This window comes from Erwinia papayae (assembly GCF_058241465.1).
The window spans coordinates 776,478-797,836 of sequence record NZ_JBZCHT010000013.1; the positions used below are offsets into that span (position 1 = coordinate 776,478).

The 21,359-nt window shown below is 54.2% G+C and carries 16 protein-coding genes; 6 read left to right on the forward strand and 10 right to left on the reverse strand.

The features are described 5' to 3' along the window. Window positions 1–7: 7 nt before the first annotated feature. From AC3RPL_RS19730 to pdeH, 4 genes are all read right to left on the reverse strand, one after another. Window positions 8–559 carry a YagU family protein gene (locus AC3RPL_RS19730; protein WP_490741260.1) on the reverse strand — a complete coding sequence of 184 codons (552 nt, stop codon included), beginning with the start codon at window positions 557–559 and terminating at the stop codon, window positions 8–10. A gap of 382 nt (window positions 560–941) precedes the next feature. Continuing rightward, entirely contained in the window at window positions 942–1,232 is a 291-nt protein-coding gene (locus tag AC3RPL_RS19735) for an acyl carrier protein (protein WP_490741261.1), read from the reverse strand. A 161-nt stretch (window positions 1,233–1,393) separates the two neighbouring features. Further along, entirely contained in the window at window positions 1,394–3,460 is a 2,067-nt protein-coding gene (locus tag AC3RPL_RS19740; RefSeq protein WP_490741262.1) for an AsmA family protein, read from the reverse strand. A gap of 61 nt (window positions 3,461–3,521) precedes the next feature. After that, window positions 3,522–4,295: a cyclic-guanylate-specific phosphodiesterase gene (gene pdeH, locus AC3RPL_RS19745; protein ID WP_490741263.1), complete on the reverse strand. Its 774-nt coding sequence runs from the start codon at window positions 4,293–4,295 to the stop codon at window positions 3,522–3,524. A gap of 251 nt (window positions 4,296–4,546) precedes the next feature. On the opposite strand from pdeH, the gene kdgK reads away from it, so the two are divergent. Beyond that, complete coding sequence (gene kdgK, locus AC3RPL_RS19750; protein WP_490741264.1) at window positions 4,547–5,479, forward strand: 2-dehydro-3-deoxygluconokinase; 933 nt, start codon at window positions 4,547–4,549, stop codon at window positions 5,477–5,479. Window positions 5,480–5,563: 84 nt separating this feature from the next. Here kdgK and AC3RPL_RS19755 read toward each other — a convergent pair whose 3' ends face one another. Next, window positions 5,564–6,841 carry an alginate lyase family protein gene (locus AC3RPL_RS19755; protein WP_490741265.1) on the reverse strand — a complete coding sequence of 426 codons (1,278 nt, stop codon included), beginning with the start codon at window positions 6,839–6,841 and terminating at the stop codon, window positions 5,564–5,566. An 811-nt stretch (window positions 6,842–7,652) separates the two neighbouring features. Between AC3RPL_RS19755 and AC3RPL_RS19760 the strand changes: the two genes are divergently transcribed. From AC3RPL_RS19760 to AC3RPL_RS19770, 3 genes are all read left to right on the forward strand, one after another. Then, window positions 7,653–8,321, forward strand: coding sequence for a 2OG-Fe dioxygenase family protein (locus AC3RPL_RS19760; RefSeq protein ID WP_490742101.1), 669 nt, complete (start codon window positions 7,653–7,655; stop codon window positions 8,319–8,321). A gap of 23 nt (window positions 8,322–8,344) precedes the next feature. Beyond that, window positions 8,345–9,238 carry a LysO family transporter gene (locus AC3RPL_RS19765; RefSeq protein ID WP_490741266.1) on the forward strand — a complete coding sequence of 298 codons (894 nt, stop codon included), beginning with the start codon at window positions 8,345–8,347 and terminating at the stop codon, window positions 9,236–9,238. A 474-nt stretch (window positions 9,239–9,712) separates the two neighbouring features. Continuing rightward, entirely contained in the window at window positions 9,713–10,588 is an 876-nt protein-coding gene (locus AC3RPL_RS19770) for an alpha/beta hydrolase (RefSeq protein ID WP_034934760.1), read from the forward strand. A gap of 63 nt (window positions 10,589–10,651) precedes the next feature. Here the strand turns inward: AC3RPL_RS19770 and AC3RPL_RS19775 are convergent, their stop codons facing one another. From AC3RPL_RS19775 to AC3RPL_RS19795, 5 genes are all read right to left on the reverse strand, one after another. After that, on the reverse strand, window positions 10,652–12,145 hold the full coding sequence (locus tag AC3RPL_RS19775) for a M16 family metallopeptidase (RefSeq protein WP_490741267.1): 1,494 nt from the start codon (window positions 12,143–12,145) through the stop codon (window positions 10,652–10,654). A gap of 236 nt (window positions 12,146–12,381) precedes the next feature. Further along, complete coding sequence (locus tag AC3RPL_RS19780; RefSeq protein ID WP_490741268.1) at window positions 12,382–13,662, reverse strand: dicarboxylate/amino acid:cation symporter; 1,281 nt, start codon at window positions 13,660–13,662, stop codon at window positions 12,382–12,384. A 223-nt stretch (window positions 13,663–13,885) separates the two neighbouring features. Further along, window positions 13,886–15,916, reverse strand: coding sequence for a biofilm formation regulator HmsP (gene hmsP / locus AC3RPL_RS19785; RefSeq protein WP_490741269.1), 2,031 nt, complete (start codon window positions 15,914–15,916; stop codon window positions 13,886–13,888). Window positions 15,917–16,071: 155 nt separating this feature from the next. Continuing rightward, the gene (gene bcsC, locus AC3RPL_RS19790; RefSeq protein WP_490741270.1) at window positions 16,072–19,035 is read right to left on the reverse strand and encodes a cellulose synthase complex outer membrane protein BcsC; all 2,964 of its coding nucleotides are present in this window, start codon (window positions 19,033–19,035) and stop codon (window positions 16,072–16,074) included. Next, complete coding sequence (locus tag AC3RPL_RS19795; RefSeq protein ID WP_490741271.1) at window positions 19,036–19,185, reverse strand: hypothetical protein; 150 nt, start codon at window positions 19,183–19,185, stop codon at window positions 19,036–19,038. A gap of 38 nt (window positions 19,186–19,223) precedes the next feature. Between AC3RPL_RS19795 and bcsF the strand changes: the two genes are divergently transcribed. Both bcsF and bcsG read left to right on the forward strand, forming a co-directional pair. Further along, window positions 19,224–19,406, forward strand: a complete 183-nt coding sequence (bcsF, locus tag AC3RPL_RS19800) for a cellulose biosynthesis protein BcsF (RefSeq protein ID WP_490741272.1) — start codon at window positions 19,224–19,226, stop codon at window positions 19,404–19,406. Next, window positions 19,406–21,058 (forward strand): cellulose biosynthesis protein BcsG, encoded by a 1,653-nt coding sequence (gene bcsG / locus AC3RPL_RS19805; protein ID WP_490741273.1) that lies wholly within the window; start codon window positions 19,406–19,408, stop codon window positions 21,056–21,058. Before bcsF ends, bcsG begins: the two co-directional genes overlap by 1 nt. Window positions 21,059–21,359 lie beyond the last annotated feature (301 nt).

The window sequence follows — 21,359 nt, forward strand, 5'->3', positions numbered from 1 at the left end:
GTGCTGACTACAGCGTCCAGTTACCGCTTATTTTCTTCGCATAGATAGCCAGAACCGCGATCAGGCTTATTTCAATCGACACTGACCAGCAAATATGCCCAATCAGCTCACTCCACAGCTCGTAGCCGTTCAGATTCCACAGCCAGCCTGTTTTTCCCTCAATGTAGACCGGCTTTCTGAAACCGAGGGCCGGAATTAACAGGCCATGCATCACCAGCGTGATCAGGATTCCATAAAACGCCCCGTACCAGAGCCTGATTTTCGGCATCCACGCTGACAGGAAAACATAGACGAACGCAAGGATAAAACTGAACAACCAGTGATAGGGCATCACCGCGCCGGGGACCGTGGCCTGCTGATAAACATAATCCAGCGAATGAGAGTTAATGCCGAATCCGCCAAGCCACGCATCGATATTCATCGCAGGTGGCGATATTTCACCCGCCACGCGCGGAGGCATATTGGGTTCCGAGCCGGATTTCACCAGCGAGCTGATAGCACCGCCAATAAAGGTTGCCCACAGCAACACGCGGATATTTATACTGTTCCAGATTTTCATAAATTGATGACTCACTAAATAATCAGCGAAAGAAACCGGGCCGTTCGATTTACAGGTGGTTAAATATCCTGTTTGTGTCGGATGAGCCGACCACCACAGGCTTTGTTTTCACACCCAAAATTTTTACCCGGCGATGTGGCTGGTTATGTGGCAAATCTTCAGTAAAGGTTCCATTTAATTTCACGATATTGTGAAATTCCCGCTGCGTGATTAGTTGAGCACCAGCAGTCAAATCCTTTTATCACCGCAGCTTAGGGGATTTTTGGCAGGAAAAACACAACGGTTAACCTATGAAACTATAAAATTATTGTGATGTTTTTCTGAATGCAGAGTGAGGCAGGCTTTAAAAGGACCGCCTGACGGCAGTCCTGAGTGGAAGTGGTCAGGCTTTCGCAGCCGACATAAAATGACGCACCAGGCAGGCAACGGTTAATGTACGGGTAATTTCTGATTCTTCAATCACCACGCCATGCCCTTCAAGCTGCATCAGTGGATCAATCAGCTCAACAGATTCCATCGCCAAATCGGTGATCAGGCTGTCATGCAGCCCGATCTGGTTTGCTGGAGTACCATTAACGCTCTGAATTAACTGGCATATCAGTGAAAATGCCTGTTGTTGATTATGCGCAGAGTTCCCCTCTCCCCTTTTGAATATATCCAACAGTAACAGCATTACCTCAGACCAGTATTTAGGTAAAATTGAGTTTTTATATAACAACAGTACGGACATTGCGCCTGTCGATATTGCTAACCGCCTGAATCTTTTGTATTGAGCAACGGATTCGTTATCAACAGCATCATTAACCGGCCTGATGGCCGGTTTTTTCACTGCGTTTACTTTTTACTCTTCATCTGCGAGAGCACGTTGGTACACTGATTCTGCTCGTTGTCGCTGGGCGAAATCAGCGCTAACAGCGCCGCCGCAGGAGCAACTACCGCCCCCAGAGCAACGGCTGCCGCTCCCCTCGCCAGTAACGGACCCGCCTTGACACCCGCATCCGGGTTTTTGAACGTGCCGCGCACATACAGAGGGGAACGCAGGGTGATAATGCGGATCCCTTTGCTTTCCGGGTTAATCGACAGGTCCATCCGTTCATTAGCAAAGTTGGTGGTGCCGGTAATATTGATTACCGCATTTTCCGTATCAAAAACAAACAGCCGACTGGAGGCCAGCCCGTTGGTAACATTCAAATCTGCCGCCGCACAGTTGATGCGAACCTCATCATCACCAAAGAGTTTCCCGACAACATAGTTACCAACGTTTAGACCGACAATTTCCATCAGGCTGCGGCTGATCACCCCATCATTCATCAGCAGTTTCAGCTCACCGTTACTGGTAGCAAGAATATCAGCCACTGAATTCCCCGTTCCGCTCAGGGTTGCATCGCCGTTCATCTGCCCCATGCTGCTTTGCATTGCCTTTACGCCAGGAAACAGCTGTTTCAGTTTGAGATTACGGGCATGAAGGTCGGCTCGCGCCCGCATTGGCGTGGTATCTCCGGCCATATGAATAGTGCTGTTTAACGTGCCCCCCGCCATGCCGAAACGTAGCGGATCCAGCAGCAAATCGCCGTTTTTCAGCACCAGATGGGTGTAGAGATCGCTTAACGGCAGCGAATCACTGTGTTCGATGCGCTTGCCGCTGAACTTCACATCGGCATCCATCACATCCCAGCTTTTGGTATCAAACTTGTCATGGGGTAATACCCGGTCCGCTGGCTGGTTGGATGCCTCCCCCCTCGCCGCCTTTGCTTTTTCCGTTTTGTCGCTGCCCTTGCCCGATTTCACGCCAATCAGCGGCCCCAGGTCAGCCATGCGTAACTGGCGCGATTCCAGCGTCCCTTGTAGTTTGGGGCGGGGCTTGATCTGGCTCCAGGTCATTGATCCGTGGATATCACTGTCACCAATATGACCATTAAAGTTTTCGTAGCGGAATACGGGGCCAGCCTTGTCCTGGAAACGGGCGATCAGATGACCATCGGTTTCATACGGCGGGGTATCCGGCAGCAAAATACCGGTCAGACCATACAGATTAGCCAGCGTGTCACCGGCAAAACGCAGACGAATATTCAACCCTCCCAGGTTGAGGGGGTCCTGCAAACTACCGGCAACCTGAACACGGGTGGTGCCATTACGCAGATCGGCCTGCAACGGAAAGGGATTGGTCTGACTACGTAAGGAGAGCATGCCCCCGATTTTGCCTTCACCGCTGAGCTTCTCATTGTTGTAAGTGCCGTTGGCCTGCCAGCCAAAAAAAAAGTCTGAAGCACCTTTACTGGCGACATCCTCTTTGCTACCCGCAAGCTGGGCATAAGGCACCGGTTTACCCAGCGGCGTAACCGTAACCTGCACATCGGCCTTATTTATGGCATCACGATAGGTAATATTCCCCTTATCGAACAGGATATTATCGAGTCTGAAAGACCAGGACGACGGCTGCTGTGCGGGCTGCGTTTTATCGCTGTCCGCAAGATTGAAGGTCCAGTTATTATGGCGGTCAGCATTCTGGATAAGGCGAGCGTCTGGCTGTTGTAATTTGATCCACGGAATAAAGATTTGCTTGTGCAGCAGGGCCAGCGGCGACAGGGTGGCATCCACGCGCTGGAGATGCACCATGGTTACATCAGCAATATCCGGAGGATTGCCCAGCATAATATCTTCGGCATGGAGATGCGGCCAGGGTATCCAGCGCCGCCAGCCTGGCTCATCGCGATTACGTTGCCAGGCCATGCCTAAATCACCACGAATGGCAAAAGGCCGGTTCAGCTCATCAGAGACTTTCTGGTTAATGGTGGGTTTGAGGCGGTTCCAGTCAAATGTGGCGATAATAATCACCAGCACAACCACCAGTAACAAAAAAATCCCGACAATCCAGCTAATTATTTTTCCTGCTCGCGACATGCTTCGTCCTCTTCCTTACTCCTGTGTTAAGTAAAGATAGACGAGGCGCGCGGAAACAACATCAGGCGAGGTGAAACGGCAGGTTATCCAACCGATCAAAGGGGAGCGGGCGGGAGAAAAAGTAGCCCTGGGCAGCAACAGCGGGTGAATTCTTCACCTGGAGCCACTCTTCAGCGGTTTCGACGCCTTCAACAATCACGCCCTGGCAATAACGGCTAATCAGCAACAGCAGGGAGTTGAACAGATTTTGCCCCTCTTCTGACGCGCGCAGCAGCATAAACAGTTCGCGCGCCAGTTTGATGTAGCCAAACTCAAGTTCAGTCAGCGCTGAGAAGTTCGCCATTCCTGAACCAAAATCATCCAGCCACAAGGGCCCCAGTTCCGGTATCTGCGCAACCACCTGCTTTCCTGGCAGATTGTGGTGTTCCACCAGCTCGACACGCAGCCAGGGGCAACGGGCAATCAGCTGTCTGATGACAGGATGATGTTGCACCGCCAGTAGCGTCGGACCATCAACATTGATCGAAACCAAAAGCTGGTCGGCAATAAATTTCTGCTCCCAGGTTATCAGTAATTCAAGCTGTTCCTGAACAATCAGCAGTCGCTGATGGACGCTAAGAGCGGCGAAATAGGACTCCGGCGATATTCTCTGGCCCGGTGCGGAAGGATGAAACACCGCCGTGAGCACCTCAATTGCCATCAGACTGCCGGTCACCCGGTAGATTGGCTGGAACGTATAGGTGCGCTGACATTGTTGCCAGTACATACGCTCTTGTTGTTGTTTTTTAACGACAATTGAGGGGGAGAGCCGGTGACTAATATTCTTCAGCACCATATGTAGATCCTTTAAGAAGACGAAACCATGTTGGCAGGGCTTCCCACAAACATGTATCGGCATCAGGCTGTACGGTAATTTATCCCTGATATTCGCCATTATCACTCTGCTGACACATTTTCAATCGGCCTAACAGACGACTTTTTCAGCGTATTTTCACCCTTTACATAAAAATAAAACGTTGTTTTAAAACATTGACTCTGCCTGTCAGTACGAAGAGACTGGGACAAATTTATGATGAGCAGACGACCATGACGAAAAAAAACATAGCCGTGATTGGCGAGTGCATGATTGAACTATCGAAAAAAAACAGTGACCTGAATCAGGGATTTGGTGGCGACACGCTTAACACGGCGGTTTACCTCGCCCGTCAGGTATCCGAAAGGCAGCTGGACGTGCAGTACGTCACGGCACTGGGAACGGACAACTTCAGCAGTGAGATGCTCAATGCCTGGCAACAGGAGAAAGTGGGCACGGGGCTGGTTCAGCGTATGGAAAATAAACTTCCGGGTTTGTATGTCATCGAAACCGACGCAAAAGGAGAGCGAACCTTCCTCTACTGGCGGAATGATGCCGCTGCCCGCTACTGGCTGGAGAGCGACCAGGCGGAGGAAATCTGCCAACAACTGGCACGCTACGATTATCTCTATCTCAGTGGTATCAGCCTGGCCATTCTCAGCCTGAAGAGCCGGGAAAAGCTGATGGCGCTGCTGAAAGCCTGTCGGCAGAACGGCGGCAGGATTATTTTTGACAACAACTACCGCCCACGTCTGTGGTCATCGCCGACGGTCACCCGGTCAGCCTATGAGGCGATGCTGAGCTGTACTGATATCGCCTTCCTGACGCTGGATGACGAGGATTTACTGTGGGGCCAGGCCAGCGCTGACGACGTGATTGCCCGAACGCACGCGGCAGGCGTCACGGAAGTGGTGATTAAACGCGGGGCAGAATCCTGTCTGGTTTCGCAGAAGGGTCAGCCGTTGATCGATGTCCCTGCTGTCAAACTGGCCGCCGCCAGCGTGGTGGATACCACCGCCGCCGGAGATTCGTTCAGCGCAGGCTATCTGGCTGTTCGCCTGACTGGCGGCGGGGCGGAAGAGGCCGCCAGGCGCGGGCACCTCACCGCCAGTACGGTAATTCAGCATCGCGGGGCCATTATTCCGCTTAGCGCAATGCCCGCCTGAGTTAAGTCTGTTAATGGTATCCGTGCGGGCCGCAACGCCTGCCCCTGATAACAGCCATCATATAAGGGTGCAGGCGGACAGCGCTTACTGCCGGGCAAAACGCGGCAGTGAAAGCAACCAGGTATCGCGCCGCGCGCCCTCTGACGCACCCTGCTCCGCTTTATTATCCGTAGTGAAGGTGGCCTGCTTAATCCACGACTGATAATGGTCGCGGTCCAGGCTGATGTCCGCCTGCGCAAGCAGTGGGATCAGCCGGTCACTGACACGATCCCGTGACGGGTATGGCCATGCTTTGCTGGCGTCAGCGTAAGGAGCCATAAAGTCCAGCGCGGTGAGGATAGCCACCTTTTCCACGGCAGCAGGCCGCCAGAGGTCATCAGCTCCGGCTTTTTCCGCCAGTACGGCCAGTGATACCAGCGCCTGAAGATTAAAGTAACTGTAGTGAAATGAACGGGTGCGTTTCAGCTCCAACGGCTGTGAACCATCGGCGGCAATCTGCTGCTGCATTCTGTTTCTCGCTGCCCTGACCTGCTGGCGGATCAGCGGCAAATCCTGAAGATACCAGGCAATCCCCGCCACCTGCACGTTGTACCAGCTGCCATGATTATTTTCCGCTCTGGCCTCCCGTTTTCCGGCCTTGCTGTTTTTCAGCCAGCTCAGGTAATCCTGCATCCAGGCATGAATGCCCTGTTCATCACTCTGCTGCCAGCCCGGCGCATCGCGCAGCAGGATCACCGAATCCACCACACGGGTGGCAAAATAACGTCCGTCAAGAATGCCGGTGGAACGTCCCGCAGCGACGCCCTCCACGCCCTGAGCAAAATTAAGATTGGGATTCATTTTACTGCCCGGATTAATAAACCAGTAGCGCAGCAGCGCCATCGCCCGGTCGGCATACTTCTGCTCGCCGGAAAAATACCAGGCCAGCGTCAGTGTCTGGACTCTGGCGGTAAAGGCCGCCAGCCTGACGCCATCCGACTGATTATTTTTACTGGCCGGATTGATCTCGCCATCGCGCCTGATCCAGCGTCCATCCGGATGCTGCGGGTCCGGCCACCAGTAGGCGCTGAGGCTGAGATAGTCATGCTTTGTTCCGCCAGGCGGCAGCATTCCCTTTTCGGTCACGCTCATCAGTGGCAAAGGCAACGCTTTATCAGCCTGGCGTTTCAGCTGTCGCCAGGCCTCGCGGGTTGGCTCGCTGGCCTGGTGGTGGTGAAGCTGCTGCCTGACCTGTTCCAGCACCGCCTGATCGAGAAAGGCAGGCGTGACAGCCTGAACGGGCAGGCTGACCGCCAGCGCGCCAGCCAGCAGGGAACAGGTAAAAATCAGCCAACGTGGCCCGATGACGTTCTTTTGCGGCATATCCTGCCCCTCTTACTAAGCTGAATAAAGCGATTGATGAGAGGGTTTTACGGCGGAAGCATCGACATTCCGTTATCCCCGTACTGGCCCGGCGAGCTGAGATCGTAAACCGCCAGAATTTTGTCACTGTATTGTTCGTCAAACAGGCCAGGAATTGCTGGCATGAAGGAGTAAGTAAAGTAAATCTTCTGAAAAACAGATCAAATTGCACTGTAGCAAAGTTCACGATGAGGTAGCCTGATTTGTTACAGAAAAGCCCTGGATTCACTGAGTCTGCCCACCAGCCCACCGCACCCGACAATCGCAACCTTATCTTTTATTAAACCCGCCTTTATTCCGCAGCAAGACATAATATAAAAAAAGTATCGTTGCAGCATATAGCTCTGCGAAAAAACTACATCATGGGATCTGATAGCATTTAAATTCATCGTTTTTTTGCTTAGTGAAATTAAATACCGGAAAGATAAATATAAATCATACTTATGTATATAAGTAACGTAAATGCTAATGGAAAAAAATAAGAAAAACTTATTATTAAATTTATTTAATATTTTTTAAACACAAAACATCGAGCGTGAAATAGATATCATTTAAAATCATATATTTATTATTTTTTTGTCATGCCTGGGTATAATTATCAATGAAAATTAAATGAAGTGGTTTGACTTTGTGTTCTGCGTGTTTATATTAGCGGCAACTTTCTGACGCAAGAATATACATTATGGAAATTTATACATCTGACTTTAAAAACTGCGGTTATATGCACTACAAAGCTCTGACTGAATGCTCTCCCTCTGAAATGGATACGTTGCTGACTGAAGTGGCAAATCTTGAAAAAGACCCATATGCACCGGATGAAACGCTAAGAAAGCGCAGTTACGGAAATGCAATTATTCTTCCATGGCAACCGGACAGCCTCTTCTGGCTTCCCACCTTAACTCGCGGCGGGAAGAAAAAATCGGGCTACGACCAGGGATCTAATAACCCTGAGCATGAGTCAATTCGCTATTTCAATTCTCTCAGCCAGGAGTTAAAAGAAACGGCTTTTATGAATAATCTTATACTTGAGGATTATCATTACACTTTTGGTTTGTCCGACCACTACTTACCGATTTATGTAGGCGTCCATCTGGTCAACGTGTCCTGCAACAACAACGCTAAACCTGGATTCAGCTCACCAGACTGTTTCCATCAGGACGGTGAACCTTTTACCTTTGCTCATCTGGTCAGACGCAGCGAAAATGCGTCCGGCGGAAGAAACTATATTGCCGGAACCGGGATGAGGAATAAAAAACTTTCTGAAGTTGCTGATAGTGATATTATTCATCATTTTCAGCTGGAAGGGTTTATGGACAGCTTCGCCGTATGCGATGAACTCGTCAGTCATTATGTGGATCATCTCCATATGAATAAACCTTCTTCTCCGGTCGAACGCACTATGATTCTCATTGATTTCTCAAAAACCAGACAAAGCATATAGTTAAAAATTCAAAAGGCCTTTTGATGCATGATTCCTTAATTTCTGTGGCAGTGGTATTTTTTCTTCTTACAGCGGGTTATTTTTCAGGTAGGGTATCAGGCCCGAAACTGAAAAAATTTTTTGTCTCCCGGATCTCCAGCGTAGTTTTGCTACTTCTGGTCTGTATGGGAATTGATTTTGGCACCGTTTTTACTCAGCGTGAGGTTGGATACCAGATAATTAAAAGCGCTCTCGTCTTCTCGACACTGATCGCTTTCTTTACTTACTTTTTTCTGTACAGGAAACGCAGAGGAACGCCAGAAAAAAAGGATGAACTTTCTTTTTTCACGCCGTTCAAAGGTTGTTTAAAAGCCATAATGGCTTTTCTGTTGGGCCTGGCTATTTTTAAAATAACGGGTTTCCAGCTGGAGAATTTATATTTATCCAGTAGCTATGTCCTCTATCTTTTAATCTATCTGGTTGGAGTCGACCTCGTCGGTTTCAAAATAGCCCGGTTCAACCGTGAACTGATTACTGTGCCGGTGTTGAGCATTTTTGCTACCGTTTCAGCGGCTTTTGTTTTTTCTGCCGTCTCTCATCTGTCGTGGAGAGAATTACTGGTTGTTTCAAGCGGGTTTGGCTGGTTCTCACTGTCAGGGCCGATGGTTAACAAGCTGGTTTCGCCCGAAATGGGGGCGATGGCATTCACGACAGATTTCTTCAGAGAGATGCTTAGCATTATATTTCTTTATTTCCTGGGGAAGAAGCAACCCAACGGGGCCATCGGTATCTCGGGCGCTGCTGCCCTGGATTCTGCATTACCATTTATCAAAGAGAATTGTGAGGAAACCTTCATCAGCCATGCCATATTCAGCGGATTTATTCTGACTGTTCTGGCTCCATTTTTTATCTCCTTCTCAGTGACGTTACTCGGGTAATTCATCTAAACCCGGTTTACCGATTCATCTTCGTATTTAAGGCTTTGACCGCGGAAAGTGGATCTTAGCCTTACCTGATAGCCTGATAGCTCAGGCCCAGTCGGCACGACCCTTTACAAAAATAGTTCGCTGGTATTGCAGATACGGCATCAGTTACCGTGAGCTGTAAAAGATGCTGGCTGAGCATGGTGCAAATATCGATCACGCCACAATTTACCGCTGGGTTCAGCATGAAGCGTCGGATTGCACTTAAGTGCCAATCATAAGAAATAATACACTATGGATGCCGTGTAAAAACATAATGTTATATGTGGAAATTGTAGAAATAGCGCTTTTCACCCTCTTTTTACGGCATAGTCTGAAATAGCTCACCATAACGGTTATTTTCTGGACGTAATATTAACTAATCGACAATGCTTATATTGCACCCGTATGGCAATTTCTCACGGGCATAAACCTGTAACAGGAGCATTGATGGAAACTGCAATTATCAATATCTGGCCCACCGGTGACGCACCTGGCGCCAGTGATTCACAGGTGCAGCCGCAAATTATTGATTTGGCCGAGGCATTTCAGCCTCATGACCGTGTCGCCTCCGGCATACGCTGCCCGGAAATAGCCATCTGGTATCCGCAGGAGTCTAACGGCGTGACGCTACTGGTCGCCCCCGGCGGCGGATTCGAACGCATTATGATCGACAGAGAAGGCAGCGCCCTGGCGATGTTTTTTACCACCATGGGCTACACGCTGGCGGTGATGACCTACCGCTTACCGCAGGATGGACACCATGAAGGTGCCGATGCGCCGCTGGCTGATGCACAACGGGCCGTGCGGGTGCTGCGGCATCGGGCGGCGCAGGGCCTGAATGGTAAACGCATCGTGATGATGGGCTTTTCTGCCGGGGGCTATGTGGCGGCCAGCGCAGGCACACGCTTTGCTGAAAAACTCTATCCGGTACAGGATATTGCCGACTCCCTCTCTGCCAGGCCCGATGCGCTGGTTCTGCTTTATCCGGTAATCAGTATGCGGGAAGGGCTGGCGCATCCCGGCTCACGCCAGCGTCTGTTGGGGGAACATCCGACTCAGCAGGAGATTGACAACTGGTCAGTAGAAACCCGCGTCAGCGAGGAAACACCGCAAACCCTGCTGATTCATGCCGTTAACGATCAGGCCGTGCCGATCAACAACAGTATGCTGATGTTCAGTGCGCTGCGGGAAAAAAAGGTCGCCAGTGAACTGCATTTCTACGAGAAGGGCGGCCACGGCTTTGGCATTCGTAACGTCGCCGACCTGCCGCTGGCAAGCTGGCCGATGCTGGTCAATGAATGGCTGCGGGCGCGCAAGTGGTGAGAGATGAGACAGACCGATCCACGCCACCCGGTCCCCTTGTTGCAGGACCGGGTGGCCACGATGTTAGTTGTGTGAAGCGGGGATATCAGACACTTCCGGTCTCGTTTCATCAAGGGTACTGGCAGGCGCTGGCGTGGTCGGCTGCATAATCTTCTGCCAGCTCTGTTGCAGCATCTGCATATCCGTTTCCGCTTCCCCCTGCGGCTGGATCAACACCATGGTCATATCCTGCGACAGCTGCTGGCGCAGCTCCTGGTTCATCATCTGCAACGTCAGGCCCGACAGGAAGTTCTGTCGCAGCTTCTGATACTGCTCAGGCGCGATATCCACCACGGCGTTCTGCTGCGAACGCAGGCGCTGGCTCATCAACACATCCGTATCGGTGCGGGCATAGGTAGCAAACAGTTTGCTCAGCTCGGCGGTCTTTTGCGCCATCAGCGCGTCAAACTCTTCCTGCGGCAGACCGTTGTCGCGAATATTCGCCATCTCATGGGCCACCAGATTAAGATTGCTGCCCAGCGTTGCGTTATCGGCATCGAGATTAATGGCACACTGCGCACGCTGATAAAGCACGCGGCAGTCAAAACCTACCTGGACTTTCTGCGCTTTACTCTGGCTCAGCACACGCTGAACGTGCCAGAACAGCGCTTCACGCGCCAGATCGCTTTGCCAGTAGCGTTGCAGATTTTGCGCATCACGAATGGGTTGCCACGCCGCATCCCACACCAGCGACAGGCGATCCTGATTCAGGTTGCCATTCACCAGATTAACCGGCTGCGGTGGCAATGGCGGCAGCGTGGGTATCGGCGTCGGGGTGGTTCGCTTACCCTGCAACGGTGAAAATGCTTTGTTGATCTGTTCCACCAGACTGCGGCTGTCAACGTTGCCCACCACAAACAGGGTCATCGCATCCGGGGTATACCACTGCTTATAAAAGGCGTTAAGTTTTTCCGGATCGACCGGCACATCAGGAGGCGTCAGGGGATCGTGCCCCAACAGCGGTGAACCTTTCAACCGGTAACGCCACCAGACATCCCGCGGATTGGCTGGCCAGCTGGCAATGGGGTCGTCCGCATTCAGCGCCGTGCCGACGGTCTGCTGGTTAATGCTCATATCACCCACGGTGGCGGCCAGCCAGCTGAGCGCCTCTTTCACCATTTCCGGACGGTTGTTTGGCAGACTGAGGGAATAAAGCGTGTAGTCATAAGAGGTTAACGCGGGCGGCTGTGGCCGATCCGGGTCGATACTTTGCTGCCACAGTGAACGCTGCTGCGCGGTATCCAGCTTTGCGTTATGCACCAGTGCCAGACGTGGCAGTAAGTGGCTGTATCCGCCCTGCTGCGTATTTTCCATCAGCGAGCCGGTATTAACCATTAAACGAACTTCAACACGGTCGCTGGGACGCTGAGGCGTAGCCAGCACCTGCCAGCTGAAATCATTGTTGAGTTTTCCCTGCTGCCAGGCGGGATCGGGTTGCAGCGTTTCAGCCTGAACCATACCGCAGGCAGCGGTCAGCAGTATTCCACCAACCAAAAGACGAATTCTGGTGCCCTGCATGTGAACCCCTACTCAATCACAAACCAAAAAATAATCACTGGCGGTCTTCAGCCTGCTGCTGTCGGCAGGGGCTGCTGTAAAAGAAAGCACAGCTTGTTAGACCACATCCCGGCGAGGAAGTCTCAGCGGAAAGTGAAAAATGATAAAATTGTTGGGGATTATTATGCAAATGCCCGCCGCGAGGGCAAGTCGCAGCGGGCATTTGTCAGGATTTTTAGTGAATTAACCGCTTATCTTCAGATTTCAGACAGCTTTTTAGCCTTTCCTGAGGCAGAAAGCGTCTCATTCAGTTGCTTTTCATCCAGCTGATCGACCCACTTCGCCACGACCACCGTCGCCACACCATTACCAATCAGATTGGTTAGCGCACGTGCTTCGGACATAAAGCGGTCAATCCCCAGAATCAGCGCCAGTCCGGCCACCGGCAGATGACCGACGGCAGACAGCGTCGCCGCCAGCACGATAAAGCCACTGCCGGTCACGCCTGCGGCTCCTTTCGAGGAGAGCAGCAGCACCACCAGCAGGGTTATCTGATGGAAAATATCCATATGGGCGTTGGTGGCCTGAGCAATAAATACCGCAGCCATCGTCAGATAAATCGAGGTGCCATCGAGGTTAAAAGAGTAACCGGTAGGGATCACCAGGCCGACTACCGACTTTTTACAGCCCAGCTTTTCCATCTTGTCCAGCATACGTGGCAGTGCCGACTCCGACGAAGAGGTGCCCAGCACGATCAACAGCTCTTCTTTTATGTAGGCAATAAATTTAAAGATATTAAAGCCGACCACGCGGGCGATTAATCCCAGCACAATCACCACGAACAGCACGCAGGTGATATAGAAACAGATAATCAGCTGGCCGAGCTGTACCAGCGAGCCAACGCCATATTTACCGATGGTAAACGCCATCGCGCCGAAGGCACCAATCGGGGCCAGACGCATAATCATATTGATGATGCCGAAGATGACGCGGGAGAAACTCTCGATAAAATTGAATACCAGCGTGCCTTTATCACCCATGCGATGCAGGGCAAAACCGAACAGAATGGCGAACAGCAACACCTGGAGAATATTGCCGCTGGCAAAGGCACCAATCACACTGCCCGGAATAATATCCAGCAGGAAGGGAATAATACCCTGCTGCTCCGCCTGCTGGGCATAGACAGCCACCGCTTTGGCATCCAGCGTGGCCGGATCGACATTCATCCCGGAACCCGGTTGCAGCACGTTAACCACCACCAGACCGATAATCAGCGCGATGGTGCTGACAATCTCAAAATAGAGCAGCGCCACAGCACCGGTGCGCCCCACGGCTTTCATACTCTCCATTCCGGCAATGCCGGTCACCACGGTACAAAAAATCACCGGGGCGATAATCATCTTGATCAGTTTTACAAAAGCGTCGCCCAGCGGCTTCATCTGCGCGCCCAGTTCAGGCCAAAAATGGCCGAGCAGCACACCGATAGCGATAGCGGTTAAGACCTGGAAATAAAGACTTTTAAACAGAGACGTTTTCATAGCAATATCCGTTAACAGCTTAATGATGGGTGGGTTCGTTGTAGTTATCGTCAAACTTCAACGCAAACCTAACACCCTGTTAACCGAATTGATATAAATTGACACATTCTGAGCAGACCAGAATAACGTTTTAAGAGCTGAATCACTTCAGCTCCCGGCTGTACTAAGATAATTGGGCAGTGGTAACGGGAGAAAATGTCGTACGGAGCAGGTTCAGCCTGCGTCAGCAATCCTGAAAGAGTTGATCTGCTGCGCTCTGAAGAGCGGCGAAGTATTTCTGATTGAAGGCCGCAACAGGAAGCGCTTCAGAATAAAGATATCCCTGACCGATAAAGATACCCCGTGCCAGCAACCAGTCGCGCTGTTGCGGCGTTTCCACCCCTTCCGCTATCACGTCCAGCCTGATTATCTCTGCTATCGCTGCCACTATCTTCACCATCGTATCGTCATGGGGCAGTAAACAGACAAAGCTGCGGTCCATCTTTAACTTACTGATTGACAGGGATTTAAACTGGCTGAGCCAGTTCAGATTGGCATAGCCCATGCCAAAGTCATCCAGCGCCACCGACACACCAAACTCCTGCAACTCGCCCAGCAGGCGTAGCGCCAGTTCCAGCTCCTCCACCTGTGCGGTTTCTGTAATTTCCAGCATCAGACTACCGGGTAAAATGCGGTGACGATCAATCAGGTCGCGTAGGTGCAGCACCATATCCGGCTCACGCAGCTGCGCGGCAGAGAGGTTGACGCTGAGCGTCAGTTTTACCCCGGCTTTCTGCCAGGCCGCCAGTACCCGGCAGGACTCTTCGAATACCCAGCGTCCCAGCGAACCTATCACCCCAATCTCTTCCGCATTGACGATCAAATCCTCCGGTAGCGACCAGTTGCCATCCGGCTGGCGCATACGCAACAGCGCCTCCGCGCCGACCAGCTGGCCGTTGCGCATATCCACCTGTGGTTGCAGAAACAGCGAAAATTTCTCTTCCGCCAGCCCCTGCAAGATATCGTGCTCCTGGGTCAGGCGCTTGTGCGCGCGCTCCATCATCGCCGGGTCGAAAAACAGGATCTGATTTTTACCCTGATGCCGGGCTGACATCATCGCTGACGCGGCGCGGCTGAGAAAATCCTGGGCGCTGAGATGACTGTCATCGCGCTGGGCCAGGCCAATACTGACATTGGGCCGCAGCTGCATTTGCGAAAGCGTCACCGGCTGATTCAGACGCAGCAACAGCAGGCGCGCCAGCCGCATCGCCCGAAACGGACTGTTGGCACGTCTGGCGAGCAGCACCAAATCGCTACCGGAGATCTGCCCAACGATGGTGTGACTGTCAATGCAGCCTTTGACTCTCTCCAGCAGCGTCAGTAACAGCGCGTCACGCTGTTCGTCCGCCACCACCCCATTCGCTTCCAGCAGCGTTTCGATGCGCAGGATCAGCACGGTAAACGACTCATCGCCGGAGAGCGAATTAAGATGCTCATCCAGCAGCGCAAGAAACAGGGCTTTATTTGGCAGGTTGGTCAGGGCGACGCGGGTGGTCAGACGGCTCATTTCATCGTGCACCGCCTCCGCAATCTGTTGGTTGCGGTTATAGCTGCGGATAAGCACCCCCAGCTCATCATCACGGTGGCGTTTCGGCAGGACCAGCTGGTGCGAGATGGCTTCCTGCGGCGGCAAATCCTGTAGCTCAGCGGCGATGGCTCTTAAAGGGCGAACAATCAGGCGATTAATGCACCAGCTAATGGACACCGAAAGGATCAGCGCCAGCAGCAGCCAGATGGTCACCATGGTGGACAGCGCGCTGAGAATAAACTGGTACACCCGCCAGGAATCCGCCTGCAACACCAGCAGCGCCAGCGGTTTCGGGTTCGACGGCTCCAGCGAATAAAGCGGCACGGTAATTTTCACCGGTAACTCAAACAGGCGGGCAACCAGCTCCGGCACCGGTCTGGTGGGTTCGAAATCCGTATGCAGCGCCTGCATCCCGCTGGGCAGCACCACTTCAGCCTGTGCCAGAATACCGGCGGGTTTCAGCGACGACAGAATCAATCCGGCCTGACTGATATCCGCCTTCAGAACCGCCCTGGACAATGGCTGACGCACGGTATGCGCGATATTTTCCATCTGCTGGGCATAGTCAATCCTGCGCTGCTGCACAAAATGGAAAAGTTGGATGACGATAAAAATACAGATAGTGACAGCTGCCACCCCTGAAACCGTCGCCATCTGCTTTATCGTTAATGAACGACTGACGCGCAAGCCTGTTCTCCGCAATGCTGAATGCCGCCACGCAGGCGGCAAAACTGTCCTGAGTATATATGATGGCAGGCGCTTGTTAAGTCATCCCTTAAGGAAGCATGAGCTGAGACGCGTTTTGGCTATGACCAGGCAACGTTAAATATCAGCACGTTAGCCTAATTGAAGTCGGCATACGGCGTTAACGGCTGCACGGGCATATCCAGATCACCCTGCCAGCCCGTCATCGAATAACGTACATAGAGTAAACCCTGACTGGGAGTGTAATCTTTCGCCTGTTGCAGATCCACACCCGCGCCCAGCGTCCAGTGCGCGCTGAGGCGTCTTTCCACCGCCGCCTGCACCGTGTAACCGAACCCGCGGCTGCTGCCGTCACTGCCCATCGGGTTATCGCCAGTCAGCGAGGTATCAGAGAGGGGATAGCGCGGTTCGCCACGGCTGCGGGATTGTGACCATGACAGCGAGCCACCGAGACTCCACGACCAGTTTTCGCTGCGCTGACGGTAAGTGAGCGGAATCGCCAGCGACTGGTAACGCTGTGGACTGTAATAGCCGCCCTGGCCCAGCGAATAATCACTGAGATCGTGAGCGTAGTGCCACAGCATCGCGTTCAGCCCCACCGTCACCCGGCGATTATCTTCATTAATCAACTTGTAGTAATAACCCGCCATCAGCCGCTGACGGCTGTTGTCGCGGACATTTTCGCCGGTCAGCTGATGCGCGCCAAGGCTGGCCCACAGACCGTTAGCCTCGCCACGATCGTAACTCAGGCTGATCTCGCCGCCGGTCGCCACCACGCCGCCCCAGCGTTTACCGCTGGCTTCTGCGGGGTCACGCGCCCCGGCATAGGCCAGTAACGAACTGGAAACCGGCCTGCGTGATGCGGTGACCGACACGCCAACATCCTGAATACTGCCGTGCCAGGTCAGGCCACCGACCCAGTTGGTCACCTCGAAGCCCAGCGGTGTGGTGCCCAGATCCGCCGACCAGCGCTCGCTGTTGTAGCCAAGGCCAACGCTGGTGCCGTTCTGGTGCTGCCGGAAATCCCGGCGACAGACTGCATCAGTACTGGCACAGGTGCCAAAGTTGTCGTCAAAATTACCCTGCGCATTTCGCGAAAAAGTCCCGGCAGAGAGGGAGACATTATCCAGCCGCATAAAGCCTTTGCCTGCTGCCAGCGGCGTCTCCAGCTGCATCATGGTGGTGTGGGCGGTGAAATCAGAGATACCGCCGGTGCCTTTGCTGCGGGAATAACCCTCCGCAATGGTCAGGGTGGTGTCCTGCTGCCGGGCAAGCGTGGCGGCATCGCTGCGGATACTCCGCTTCAGCCAGTCATCGGCCGGGTTATTGCGTGTCAGCCGGGTAAGCGCCTGCTGATTTGCCGGTAGCGTATCGCTGATGCCACTGGCCAGCATCGCCCGGCCATAATCATCCTGCGCCGCAACCGGCTGCTGCTGGCTGGCGGCCAGCCGGGCGGCATCGCGAAACAGCAGCGCGCTGCCTGCGGAAGGCATCTCTTTTTCCGCCTGCGGTTTGAGGCGGCGATAAAGTGCCTGAGCATGGGTCACATCTCCTACCGCCAGCCAGGCCGCCGCCGCCCGCCGTCCGGCATTGACACTCTCCGTCATCGCGGTCGGAGGCAGCGCCACCAGCCGCTGTCGGACCTGCGGCAGCTGCTTCAGCGCCAGCAGCGCGTCAATTTCCCCCAGTCGGGCGGTGGTGTTTTGCGGCTCAACCGCCAGCACCGCGCGATATCCCTGAAGTGCGCGCTCACTGTCGCCCTGCGTCATCGCCCAGTCGGCGCGGGTAAGGGTAATCCGTGTGGATGCAGGTAGCGTGTCGAGCAGCGCGTCTGCCGCCGCCCGATCGCCTGCGGCATACAACCGTTCGGCGCGGGCAAGGCTCATCTCCATCATCAGGCGAGCGTGCAGATCGTTAAGATTTTGATCCCAGCGGGCGGTCGGCAGGCGATGCAGCTGGCGCAGAGCGTCGTCAGTGCGGTCACTGGCAGACAGATACAGCGCGTACGCATACACCTGGCTGGCATCCTCCGGTTTCCGTCTGGCCAGCGCGGCCATCAGACTATCCGCCGCCTGCCGCTCTCCCGTCTGACGCAGCGCGCCCGCCAGACGGTAATTCAGCCAGACGTCATCGGGCGTCGCCCGCTGTGCCTGGCGATACGTCGCGACCGCCTGCGGCCAGTTTCCGCTGGCGGCCAGCCGATCGCCTTCGGCGCTCAGCAGCGTATTGTTGAGCGTGACCAGCGTATCGTTCAGCGCCCGCTTCTGTCTGGCGGGCAGGCTGTTTATAAAAGCCATCGCCCGTTGGGGTGACTGCTGTTGATAAAGCGTCACCAGCCGTCTTAACGCGGTGATATTGGCAGCATCCATCCGCCATGCCTGGCGGTAATCCCGTTCGGCCTGCGCCGGATTTTTCTGCGCCAGCGCCACATCGCCCAGGCCAATTAATGCATAGCCATCGCGTCCATCCAGCGCACGGGCCTGCTGATAATGCAGCGCGGCGCGGCGCAGATCGCCGACAGCCACGGCGTTGTCGCCCTGAGCAATCGCCAGCCAGTAGAGATTTGAACGTTGCAGGCTGCGCCATTTGTCGATATCGGTGCCCTGCCCGTCGGCAGCAATCGCCCGCTGATACCAGACACCGGCTTCGGCGCGGCGGTTGGCCCGTGAATAAGCCTGGCCCATCGCGCCCAGTAACAGCGGGTCATTGGGCGTGGCATGCAGGGCGGCTCTTAATGCCGGAATCGCCGCGAGGCTCTGCCCGCGATCAATCATTGCCAGCCCGCGCAGACGTTGCTGGTAAGCCGGGTCGGCCAGCATTTTCCGGGCGGCGGCCAGCGCGGCCAGGCCATCAGCCTGCGGCTGGTCGCTGGTGAAGGTGGCAAGATACTCTTTCAACGCCACCACCGTTTGCGGCGCGACCGGCTCAGACTGGATGGTTTTCAGCCACAGCGCTGCGGCCTGGCGGCGGCCAGCAGGTTCGGCGGCCACCTGCTGCAACTGGCGTATAGCGGCCTGACGCTGGTCGCGGCTCAGCTGCATCCGGGCAATGGCGAGGCGTACGCTGATACTGCCTGGCGCATCGCCATCCAGCGCCTGCAACTATGCCAGCGCCAGCGACTGCTGACCAGGCAGACGCGCTACCAGCTGCCAGTACTCCAGCGCAATATCTGTGGCAGGAAAAACGCCGTGAAACTGCCGATCATAAGCGGCCCGCGCCTCCACCAGCCGCCCCTGCGCAGAAAACCCCAAATGATCACCATCGGCGCGCCTTTCACGGAAGAAAACAGATGACATTAATCGATGTGGTGCAAATCCTGATACTGATGGTTTTGCTGTTACTGCTGTTAAAACCCTTTTATGCCCGCTGGCTGCCACGACAGTGGCGGCGGCTGGTGCTGCGTATTACCCCGCCTCGCGCACTGAAATACCAGGGCACCTGGCGACAAAAATCTTCAAAATCGGATAAATAATGAATCAACACCAACCTGTGAAGCCAGATCCCCTCCTCCACTGGCGGGGCCTGGGCGGCTGGAATTTCTACTTCCTGGTCAAATTTGCCCTGCTGTGGTTTGGCTATCTTAATTTTCATGCGCTGAGCAATCTGGTGTTCCTCGCCGCGCTGCTTTTTCCCCTGCCCTCGCCACGGCTGCATCGCCTGCGGCACTGGCTGGCTGTTCCGGTGGCTATCGCGCTGTTCTGGCACGACACCTGGCTACCGGGCCCGGAAAGCATCGCCAGCCAGGGTTCTCAGCTGACCGGTTTTTCCGGCGCGTACCTGCTTGACCTGGCGAACCGCTTTATCAACTGGCCGATGATTGGCACCGGCTTTGTGATGCTGGTGGGCTATCTGTTTATCGCGCAGTGGCTGCGCATCACGGTACTGGTGACCCTGATGCTGCTGTGGATCAACCTGGTCAACCTTGCGGGTCCGGCATTCAGGCTGTTGCCTGACAGAGAAAGCACGCCGCAGGCCGTGCTGAACACGCCGACGCCGTCCGGTAATGTGGCAAAAGCGGCCAGTGCCAGCGACCAGTCGGCACCGCCAACCAGCGAAAACCTGACCGCCTGGCTTAACCAGTTTTACCAGAGTGAAAAGCAGCGTATCACCGCCTTCCCGGACGCATTACCGGCGGACGCCACGCCCTTCGATATTCTGGTGATTAACATCTGCTCACTCGCCTGGTCCGATCTGGATGACGCCCAGCTGCGCAATCACCCACTGTGGAAGCACTTTGATGTGGTGCTGAACAATTACAACTCCGCCACCGGCTACAGCGGTCCGGCGGGCATTCGCCTGCTTCGTGCCAGCTGTGGTCAGGCTTCCCATGCCTCGCTTTATCAGCCTGCCGATCAACGCTGCTATCTGTTTGATAACCTGGCGAAGCTCGGCTTTAAATCTGAACTGATGATGGACCATACCGGCGTATTTGGTGACTACCTGAAAGAACTGCGTGACGATGGTCATTTGCAGGCGCCATTGATGGCGCAGAACGGCATCAACGCCGCCTGGTCTTCGTTTGACAGCTCCCCGGTATTGAATGATGCCGAGGTGATGCAGCGCTGGCTGGATGAGCGGCAAAAAAGTCACGATCCGCGCAGCGCCACCTTTTACAACCTGATCCCATTGCATGATGGCACGCGGGAGCTGGGCAGCACCAAAACCGCTGCCTGGCAGCCCAGGGCCAGACAGCTGTTTGATCAGCTGGATGCCTTCCTGACCCGTCTGGATAAATCAGGCCGTAAGGTGATGGTGATTGTTGCGCCGGAGCACGGTGCAGCCCTTGAGGGTGACAAAATGCAGATGCCCGGCCTGCGCGACATCCCCAGCCCGGCGATTACCCATGTACCGGTGGGCATTATGTTTGCCGGTATGAAAGCACCACATCAGCAGCAGCCATTACAGGTAGACGCCCCCACCAGCCTGCTGGCGCTCTCCGATCTGATTTCGCGGGTGGTGGACGGGCAGGTGTTTAATGCGGCCAACGTCAGCATGTCAGCGCTGACGGAAAATCTGCCGCAGTCGCCGGTGGTGTCGGAAAATGATAACGCGGTTGTAATCCTCTATCAGGGCAAACCCTGGGTTCGGCTCAACGGCGGCGACTGGGTGGCCTGGCCGCAGTAGGTGGCTTAAGCTGTTGAGAAGGAAGCCTGCGCCGCTGGCATGGTGACAGCGCAGGCAGCACAGCAGCACGCTGGCAGGCCGTTGCGATTAATCATTTCCCTTCGCGTAATTATCGAAGACGGTTTCATTGGGGCTGAGTTCATTTACTTTGCACCCTGTTTTTGCCGGGTGGCAAGGATCCTTCAGCACACAGGGAGCAGCTTGCGGCACGAAAATGCAAAACAGTACGCCGTTGTAAAATGATCTGCCAGGTTGTCTGCGTGGTATCGCAAATGCCCCTGAGAATACTGGCAGATTATAT